Consider the following 7,591-nt stretch of genomic DNA (forward strand, 5'->3'; position numbering starts at 1 on the left):
TAAAGGAGGAGCTAGTTACGTTGGAAGAAAATGAAAGAGCCGTGGCTGCGATGCGGCAGTTTTTAGAGGCCCTGGGACTGGACCTTCAGGCCCTGGGGATGGAAAAGACGCCGCACCGCGTGGCCCAGGCTTTTGCTGATTTTTTCTCAGGCCTCAAGGAAAATCCCGATGACGAGTGGCAGGATCCCATTGCGACTCAGACCGATGGCCTGGTCGTCGTCCGCAACATCCGCTTCCACTCCATGTGCGAACACCACCTGCTGCCCTTTTTCGGCTCCGTCCATGTGGCGTATTACCCGAAAAAGGGGACCATTGCCGGCTTCGGCCATTTCGTCCGCGCCGTCGATATCCTGGCTCGGCGGCCTCAGCTCCAGGAACGGATGACTGACGAACTGTGTCAGTCCATCCGCCGCGGCCTCGACCCGGAAGGCGTGCTGATCGTCGTCCAGGCGACCCATCTGTGCCTGACCATGCGCGACCGCCTGGCCATCGACTCGAATATCGTGACGACGGCGTCGTCAGGCTGCCTGAAAGAAGGGACCGCCGCCTATGACCAGGCCTGGAAACTGCTCATGGAGGAGGAAAAAGATGGATAAAATCGTCCTGACGGGACTTCATTTCTATGGCTATCATGGCTGTCTGCCTGAAGAAAAACGCCATGGCCAGCCCTTTCACATCGACCTGGTACTGGAAACGGACCTGGAACGGGCCGGCCAGACCGACGACTTGACGCAGACCGTCGACTACAGCGCCGTCTATGGCGTCGTCAAGGCCGTCGTCGAAGGGCCGTCGTATGACCTCATCGAACGGGTGGGCCAGGTCATTGCCGACCGCATCCTGGCCCAGTTCCCGCTGGTCCAGGCCCTGACCGTGACCGTCCACAAGCCGCAGGCGCCCATCGGCGGGCCCTTTGAAGACGCTGCCGTCGTCCTGGAAAGGCGGCGCCATGGCTAAGTTCTATCTCAGCATCGGCGCCAATCTGGGTGACCGCCTGGCGACGCTTCGCCAGGCCGTCCGCCTCCTGGCCGATACGCCGGGCGTGACGGTCACGGCTGTTTCGCCTTTTTATGAAACACCGCCCTGGGGCAAGACCGACCAGCCAGCCTTCATCAATGGGGCCGTGGCTGTCGAAACGGAAGGGTCCGGACAGGAGCTGCTCGATGCCTGTCTGGCCATTGAACGGCGTTTGGGCCGTGTGCGCCGCGAAAAATGGGGCGCCCGGACTATCGATATCGACCTCGTCTACAGCCCGGACGAGGCGTGTGAGACGGAAACGCTGATCTTGCCTCACCCTTATCTCACACAGCGGGCTTTCGTCCTGGTCCCTTTGCGGGACTTGGCGCCGGACCTCATCCTTTGCGGTCGGCCCATTGGCGACTGGCTGGACCGGTTGCCGGATACAGACTCTATCAGAAAGAAGGACAGTAACTATGGAAAAAATACTCATTGCAGATGATGAACAGCTCATGCGTCAATTGGTCATCGACTTCTTGAGACCCGAAGGCTATGAAATCCTGGAAGCGTCAGACGGCAAAGAAGCGCTGGAAATCTATGATAAGGAACATCCGGACCTCATCCTTCTGGACGTCATGATGCCTGGTTATGATGGCTGGACGGTCTGCCGCGAAATCCGCCGCGAATCGACGGTCCCCATCATGATGCTGACGGCGAAAGGGGAAGAAATCGACCAGCTCTTCGCCTATGACCTCAGTGCCGATGAATATATCACCAAGCCCTTCAGTCCGAAGATTTTAGTCGCCAAGATCAAGGCCCTCCTGCGCCGTTCCCAGAATGAACAGGAAACGCATGAAACCGATGAGGGTGTCGCTATCGACCGCGATGCCCGTCAGGTCGTCCTCGACGGCAAGAACGTCGACCTGAGCCCGACGGAATACAAGCTCCTCAACTACCTCATGAGCAATACCGGCAAGGCCCTGAGCCGCCGCCAGATCCTCAACCAGGTATGGAACTACGATTACTACGGCGATCTGCGCACCGTCGACACGCACATCAACCGCCTGCGCATCAAGCTCGGCGATAAAGGCCGCTATATCCGCACAGTCCGCGGCTACGGTTACCGCTATGATGGCAAATGAGGAAAGGGCGCTGGTCGTTAAAATTTAAGGCCGGCCTCTATGTCGGCTTTTTTACGATTTTCTTCATTATCACTCTCATGGTTGCCGTCGGCTTCGGCTTTGAACGCTACTATTATTCCATGAAGAAAGAAGCTATGGTCGAAGCGAGTCAGAAAATCAGCAATATCTACCGGAAAGAGGGCGGTTCAGATGAAAGTTCGCTGGACGACCTGAGCCAGCAGTATGCCTTGGATGTGCTCATCGTCGATCAGGGGAAATTGGTCTATTCGTCCCGGCCAGGCCGGCGGGTCCATCTGCCTATGGAAAAAGATATACAAGATGAAGAAGTCATCGTCCAAGGGAAAGAAAATGAAGCGGCTGCTGACAAGCCGGTCTTCCGCCTGCCCCTGCATATCGCCGAACTACGGGATTTGCTCGATGGCAAGATGCCTGAAGAAGAAGTGCTAGGCAAGGTCCAGCTCTATAAGGATACGCCTGATTTCGAGCATTTCAATCTCATCGACCGCGTCCAAGACGGAGCTTACGTCATTATCAGCCAGTCCGTCGCACCCTTGCGGGAGAATATCTACATCGTCCAGCGGTTCATCATCGTCTGCGGCCTCATCTGGCTGGTCCTGGCTATTATCGGTACGATTCTCTTGACCCAGCGCATGACCCAGCCCCTGCTAGAATTGAAGAACCTGGCCGTCGCCATGGCTCACCTCGATTTTTCCAAGCGCTGGAAGGGGAATTTCAATGATGAAATCGGGGAGCTCGGCGACAGTATCAATACGCTGGCCAACCAGCTCAACGTCGCCCTGACGGCTCTGCAGCAGTCCAATACGGAATTGCAGAAGCAGCTCGACAAGGCCAAGGAAGTGGAACACATGCGCAAGTCCTTCCTGTCGGCTGTCTCCCATGAGCTGAAGACGCCTCTGGCCATCATCCAGGGCTATGCCGAAGGGCTGGACACGCTGGATATCGACAAGGAAACGCAGCAGCGCTACTGTGCCGTCATCCGCAGTGAAACCCAGAAGATGGATAAACTCGTCAAGGACCTGCTCAACTTGTCGCGTCTGGAAACGGACTCTTTCAAACTGGAACAGACGGTCTTTGATTTCACGGCCCTGGCCGAAGAAAGCAAGGCCCGCTTTGCCAAGGCTCTGGCTGATAAGCATATCCTGGCCAAGTGGGAACTGCCAGCTGAAATGAACGTCTATGGCGACCCGGAACGGATCGATACGATTCTGACCAATTTCCTGAGCAATGCCATCGACTATACGCCCGTCGGCAGGCATATCCACGTCTTTGCCGATGACCTGGGGAAGCGCTACCGCATCTGTGTCTACAATGAAGGCAGCCATATCGGCGAAGAGTACCAGCAGCGCATTTGGGAACCGTTCTATAAGATCGATTCATCCCGGGCCCGCAGCCCGAAACGCGTTTTCGGCGGCCACGGCCTGGGTCTGGGGACCGTCGCGGCCCTGGTGAAACTCCACGGGGAAACCTACGGCGTCCGCAACGAAAAAGACGGCGTCACCTTCTGGTTCACCATAAAGAAGAGATAGCTCGTCGTTCATCGTAGGTCGTTGTAAGGGATAAAAAATGGGACCTCGCACGAAGGTTTTTGCCATCATGCGAGGTCCCATTTGCTTTATAGTTTGTAGAAGATGGCTTTAAATTTAAAACCATCGGCTAACCACTAGCCTTTTTTGGAAGAGAACCCCTCAGACGCCTGCGGCGCCAGCTCCCCTTCGCAGGGGAGCCGAAAGCCTCACCTGCGAAGGGGAGGGGGACCGCAAAGCGGTGGAGGGGTTCTTCCCATCAGAACGACCGCTTGCCTAAGGTGGGGTGGCTGCATTTTTTCAGGGTCAGGTGGTCGACGAGGTAGCCGGCCCGGTCCAGGTCGACGTCTTCTTTTTGACCGTCGTGTTCAAAGACGCAGAGCGGCTGGTCGGTCCCGACTTCGCCGCCAGGGAGGTAGATGTATTCACCCGTTTCGGCGTCGCCGAAGACGATGCCGGCTAAGAGGTGTTTTTTGGCTATTTGACTCATCGCAAGGCCTCCTGTCCGTCGAATTTGATTTCTAAGAGCTTGCAGTCCCGGTAGTCCGCCGAGACGAGCTGGAGCAGCGTCCCGTTGTAGCGGCGCGGGAACATGGTCCCAGGCTGCATGCCGTGGAGATGGCCGAAAACGCAGAGCGGGACGTGATATTTTTCCAAAAGGTCTGTAAAGCCGCTGGGCTTGGTCAGATCGCAGACCGGCGGGTAGTGGAGCAGGAGGATGGTGTGCTTGCACTGCAGGGCCTCGGCTTCCTGCAAGGTCCGTTCGACGCGCAAAAGTTCCCGCCGATAGGGCTTGGCGTCGCGGTCTTCCTGGTAGTGGATGTCGCCCGGGCAGACCCAGCCGTGGGTGCCGCAGATGGCGATGTCCTTGTCGCCCAGGACGGCTGTCGAGCCGTAGAGGTACTGCATATTATTCTCGGCGTCCATCCGGTTCAGTTTGCCGGCACTTTCCCACCAGTAATCGTGGTTGCCGCGGATTATGATTTTTTTACCCGGCAGGGCCCGTATCTGGTCCAGGTCTTCCTGGGCCTCCTTGAGGTGCATGGCCCAAGACGTGTCGCCGGCGATGAGGACGACGTCGTCGTCACTGACGCGGCTCTTCCAGTCGGCGGCGATGCGCTGCCAATGGTTCTTCCAGCGGCTGCCGAAGACTTCCATGGGCTTTTTGGGGGGATTGCCTGATAAATGTAGATCACCGATTGCAAATAAACGCATAGAGTTGTAATAACCGTCCTTTCTTATACTTCATGCAAGCGCTGCTGCAAGGCATGAATGAAGCGCGCTGAATGGCCTCCGTTGGCGATTTGGGGAATCATATAGCCGACGTAGAGGGGGTTGGTCAGAAAGCGCGGGATAATTTTGACATACAAGGCATCGTCAGCCGGGAAGTCATAGAAAAAGATATTATAACTGTCGTTGAAGCTGACAAAGGAGTGCATGAAATAATCTGCCGTCAGCTGCATATAGCGGACGAATTTCCCCAGCTTTCCCCGGTCTTTGAGGATGAGGTTCACTTCATAAAAGCCGATGATCGGGCGCTGGGACAAGTTGACCGTCAGGCCGTCTTCTTCAATGATGGAAGGCCCGACGAAGTGGAAAGGTTTGATGTCCTGGTGATAGTCGTAGTCCTTGAAGCCGACGATCTGCGAATGGGGGTGGTGGATGGTGCCGCCGGCCATGTAGCCGTGGTTGCGGTAGAAGACGACGGACCGGAATTTTCCCATGTCCTTGACTTGCTGCCATTTTTCCAGGCCGAATTCGATGAGCTTCAAGGCGTATTCCGGTGTATACGATGAAAATTCGCCATCGCAGTCATCGCTTTCGATGATCAGCGTCTGCCACGAATCCTTGAGGACGGGGTAGGCGTTTTCCAGCCAGATCATAGGGCCCCGTTTTTCCATGACGTTCTTCAAGTGGGCTACGTCGCAGAAGGGACAATACTTTTCATCGCGATGGACCGTGTCGGGCTTGGTCTTGCCCAGGTCCAGATTATATTCCAAAATGTGAGATAAGGGATTTTCATTCATGACGACCGCTCCTTTTGATACCTACTATACATTGTAGCATAGAGATAGCCATTTTCAAACCATGTGGTATAATACAGATATGCTATTTTTAAGGAGGAATTTATCATGAGTCTTCATATTGCTGCTCGTGACGGTGAAATCGCCGACCGCATCTTGCTTCCCGGCGATCCCCTGCGGGCTAAATATATTGCTGAAACTTTTTTGGACGATGCCGTCTGCTACACGGATATCCGCAACATCCTCGGCTATACGGGGACCTATAAAGGCGTCCGCCTGTCCGTCCAGGGCACGGGCATGGGCATCCCGTCCATTTCCATTTATGCGACGGAACTCATGCGCGATTACGGCGTGAAGAAGCTCATCCGCGTCGGCACCTGCGGGGCCATGCGCAAAGATATCAAGCTCCGCGACGTCATCATCGCCCAGGGGGCCACGACGGACTCGTCGATCATCCGCAACATCTTCGGCGGCTCCATCAACTACGCGCCACTGGCTGATTTCACGCTCCTGCGCCAGGCCTACGAACAGTCGGTCAAACAGGGCATCCCGGCGCGGGTCGGCAACATCGTCTCTGTCGACCGCTTCTACGATGACGAAATCGACAATGATAAACTGACCCAGTACGGCATCATGGCCGTCGAAATGGAAACGGCCGGCCTCTATACGCTGGCTGCCAAATACGGCGCTCAGGCCCTGGGATTGTTCACGGTCAGCGACCACTTGCTGACGGGCGAAGCCTGCACGCCGGAAGAACGGCAGACGTCCTTCGACGATATGATCCGCATTGCCTTGGAAACGGCTATCCAGGAGTAACCGCCTATGAGAGCTAAAGAACTACGGGTCATTGACAGCCACTTCCATTTTTGTGATTACGTCGGCTTCAACCAGATTGCCCTGGCTGCGGGCTATACTAATACGGAAGAATGCCTGCACAAGGCCTTTCAGGACAACAACATCGTCCACGGCGTCGTCATGGGCAACAAGACCCTGGACCCGGCAGGCCATCACTACCCCGATTACATGAGCTACTGCATCGGCCTGGACAGCAACGTCTTTTACGACGATATGGACCTCATGACGGCCCAGGTCGAAGAGAACCTCAAGCGCAAGCAGTGCTGCGGCATCAAGCTCTATCCGGGCTATAACCACGTCTACGTCTACGATGAGCTCTATGACCCCATTTACGAGCTGGCCCGGAAGTATAACAAGCCCGTCGCCATCCACACGGGCCTGACGGCTACGGCCAACGCCCTCTTGAAGTACAGTCATCCCATGACCCTCGATGAAGCGGCCGTCAAATATCCCGATGTCCAGTTCGTCATGTGCCACATCGGCAATCCCTTCCTGCAGGATGCCATTGCCGTCCTGGAAAAGAACCACAACGTCGCCGTCGACTTGTCAGGCCTCCTGGAAGGGAAGATACCCGACATGGTCACCTTCCTGCGGGATAAGCGGGGCTATATTTCCATGCTCCGGGACTGGCTCAACTACCTCGGCTCTTATGACCGGGTCATGTTCGGGACCGACTGGCCCCTGGCTAATTTTGCCGATTATATTACCTTTGTCAAAGATTTCATCCCTGAAACGTATTGGGATGACGTCTTCTTTAACAATGCCAACCGCATCTACCAGCTGGGATTATAGCCGGCCTTGCGGCAAGGGAGGAACGCCTTTTGTATACTGTAACCAAGCGGATGGAAATATCCGCTGCCCATTACCTGGTCCTCGATTATGAGAGCAAGTGCGAGCATCTCCACGGTCATAACTGGATCATCTCTGTGACCTGCCAGGCCGAAACACTGGACCGAAACGGCATGGTCGTCGATTTCAAGAAAATCAAGGAAATGGTCCACTTATGACCGTGGAGATGCTCGCACTTGCTCTCATAATCGAGGACCAGGTAATGGGCAGCGGATATTTCCAT

General features: G+C 55.6%; 10 protein-coding genes and 2 pseudogenes. 8 read left to right on the forward strand and 4 right to left on the reverse strand.

The window, feature by feature from the left end:
* The first annotated feature begins 20 nt into the window (after positions 1-20).
* From folE to WMO23_RS05700, 5 genes are read left to right on the forward strand one after another with little or no spacing between them, the layout of a single operon-like run.
* Positions 21-596, forward strand: a complete 576-nt coding sequence (gene folE, locus WMO23_RS05680; protein WP_020310550.1) for a GTP cyclohydrolase I — start codon at positions 21-23, stop codon at positions 594-596.
* A complete protein-coding gene (folB, locus tag WMO23_RS05685; protein ID WP_020310549.1) occupies positions 589-954 on the forward strand; it encodes a dihydroneopterin aldolase in 366 nt (121 codons plus the stop codon). Before folE ends, folB begins: the two co-directional genes overlap by 8 nt.
* Complete coding sequence (gene folK, locus WMO23_RS05690) at positions 947-1,456, forward strand: 2-amino-4-hydroxy-6-hydroxymethyldihydropteridine diphosphokinase (protein WP_292281396.1); 510 nt, start codon at positions 947-949, stop codon at positions 1,454-1,456. Before folB ends, folK begins: the two co-directional genes overlap by 8 nt.
* Positions 1,431-2,096: a response regulator transcription factor gene (locus tag WMO23_RS05695; protein WP_020310547.1), complete on the forward strand. Its 666-nt coding sequence runs from the start codon at positions 1,431-1,433 to the stop codon at positions 2,094-2,096. The genes folK and WMO23_RS05695 overlap by 26 nt, the downstream gene beginning before the upstream one ends.
* Positions 2,093-3,643 carry a sensor histidine kinase gene (locus tag WMO23_RS05700; RefSeq protein WP_020310546.1) on the forward strand — a complete coding sequence of 517 codons (1,551 nt, stop codon included), beginning with the start codon at positions 2,093-2,095 and terminating at the stop codon, positions 3,641-3,643. Before WMO23_RS05695 ends, WMO23_RS05700 begins: the two co-directional genes overlap by 4 nt.
* A 256-nt stretch (positions 3,644-3,899) precedes the next feature.
* Here the strand turns inward: WMO23_RS05700 and WMO23_RS05705 are convergent, their stop codons facing one another.
* Genes WMO23_RS05705 through WMO23_RS05715 form a run of 3 tightly spaced genes read right to left on the reverse strand, consistent with a single transcriptional unit; the run spans position 3,900 to position 5,667 of the window.
* On the reverse strand, positions 3,900-4,130 hold the full coding sequence (locus tag WMO23_RS05705; protein WP_020310545.1) for a hypothetical protein: 231 nt from the start codon (positions 4,128-4,130) through the stop codon (positions 3,900-3,902).
* Positions 4,127-4,855: a metallophosphoesterase gene (locus WMO23_RS05710; RefSeq protein WP_020310544.1), complete on the reverse strand. Its 729-nt coding sequence runs from the start codon at positions 4,853-4,855 to the stop codon at positions 4,127-4,129. Before WMO23_RS05710 ends, WMO23_RS05705 begins: the two co-directional genes overlap by 4 nt.
* Positions 4,856-4,878: 23 nt before the next feature.
* The gene (locus WMO23_RS05715) at positions 4,879-5,667 is read right to left on the reverse strand and encodes a DUF4931 domain-containing protein (RefSeq protein WP_020723823.1); all 789 of its coding nucleotides are present in this window, start codon (positions 5,665-5,667) and stop codon (positions 4,879-4,881) included.
* A 105-nt stretch (positions 5,668-5,772) separates the two neighbouring features.
* Here WMO23_RS05715 and deoD point away from each other — a divergent pair, with 105 nt between their 5' ends.
* The 3 genes and pseudogenes from deoD to WMO23_RS05730 all read left to right on the forward strand — a co-directional run.
* Positions 5,773-6,480, forward strand: a complete 708-nt coding sequence (gene deoD / locus WMO23_RS05720; protein WP_020310542.1) for a purine-nucleoside phosphorylase — start codon at positions 5,773-5,775, stop codon at positions 6,478-6,480.
* A 6-nt stretch (positions 6,481-6,486) separates the two neighbouring features.
* On the forward strand, positions 6,487-7,311 hold the full coding sequence (locus WMO23_RS05725; protein WP_020310541.1) for an amidohydrolase family protein: 825 nt from the start codon (positions 6,487-6,489) through the stop codon (positions 7,309-7,311).
* A gap of 29 nt (positions 7,312-7,340) precedes the next feature.
* Positions 7,341-7,520: pseudogene (locus WMO23_RS05730) on the forward strand (6-pyruvoyl trahydropterin synthase family protein); the annotation flags it as partial.
* Positions 7,521-7,537: 17 nt separating this feature from the next.
* Here WMO23_RS05730 and WMO23_RS11500 read toward each other — a convergent pair.
* Positions 7,538-7,591: pseudogene (locus WMO23_RS11500) on the reverse strand (6-carboxytetrahydropterin synthase QueD); the annotation flags it as partial.

Source organism: Megasphaera intestinihominis (genome assembly GCF_040096415.1).
Taxonomy (GTDB): domain Bacteria; phylum Bacillota; class Negativicutes; order Veillonellales; family Megasphaeraceae; genus Megasphaera; species Megasphaera intestinihominis.

Coding starts and splice junctions, on each gene's coding strand:
- WMO23_RS05710 (WP_020310544.1), bottom strand. CDS start 4,855: ATGCGTTTATTTGCAATCGGTGATCTACATTTATCAGGCAATCCCCCC.
- folB (WP_020310549.1), top strand. CDS start 589: ATGGATAAAATCGTCCTGACGGGACTTCATTTCTATGGCTATCATGGC.
- WMO23_RS05725 (WP_020310541.1), top strand. CDS start 6,487: ATGAGAGCTAAAGAACTACGGGTCATTGACAGCCACTTCCATTTTTGT.
- folK (WP_292281396.1), top strand. CDS start 947: ATGGCTAAGTTCTATCTCAGCATCGGCGCCAATCTGGGTGACCGCCTG.
- WMO23_RS05715 (WP_020723823.1), bottom strand. CDS start 5,667: ATGAATGAAAATCCCTTATCTCACATTTTGGAATATAATCTGGACCTG.
- WMO23_RS05695 (WP_020310547.1), top strand. CDS start 1,431: ATGGAAAAAATACTCATTGCAGATGATGAACAGCTCATGCGTCAATTG.
- WMO23_RS05700 (WP_020310546.1), top strand. CDS start 2,093: ATGAGGAAAGGGCGCTGGTCGTTAAAATTTAAGGCCGGCCTCTATGTC.
- WMO23_RS05705 (WP_020310545.1), bottom strand. CDS start 4,130: ATGAGTCAAATAGCCAAAAAACACCTCTTAGCCGGCATCGTCTTCGGC.
- deoD (WP_020310542.1), top strand. CDS start 5,773: ATGAGTCTTCATATTGCTGCTCGTGACGGTGAAATCGCCGACCGCATC.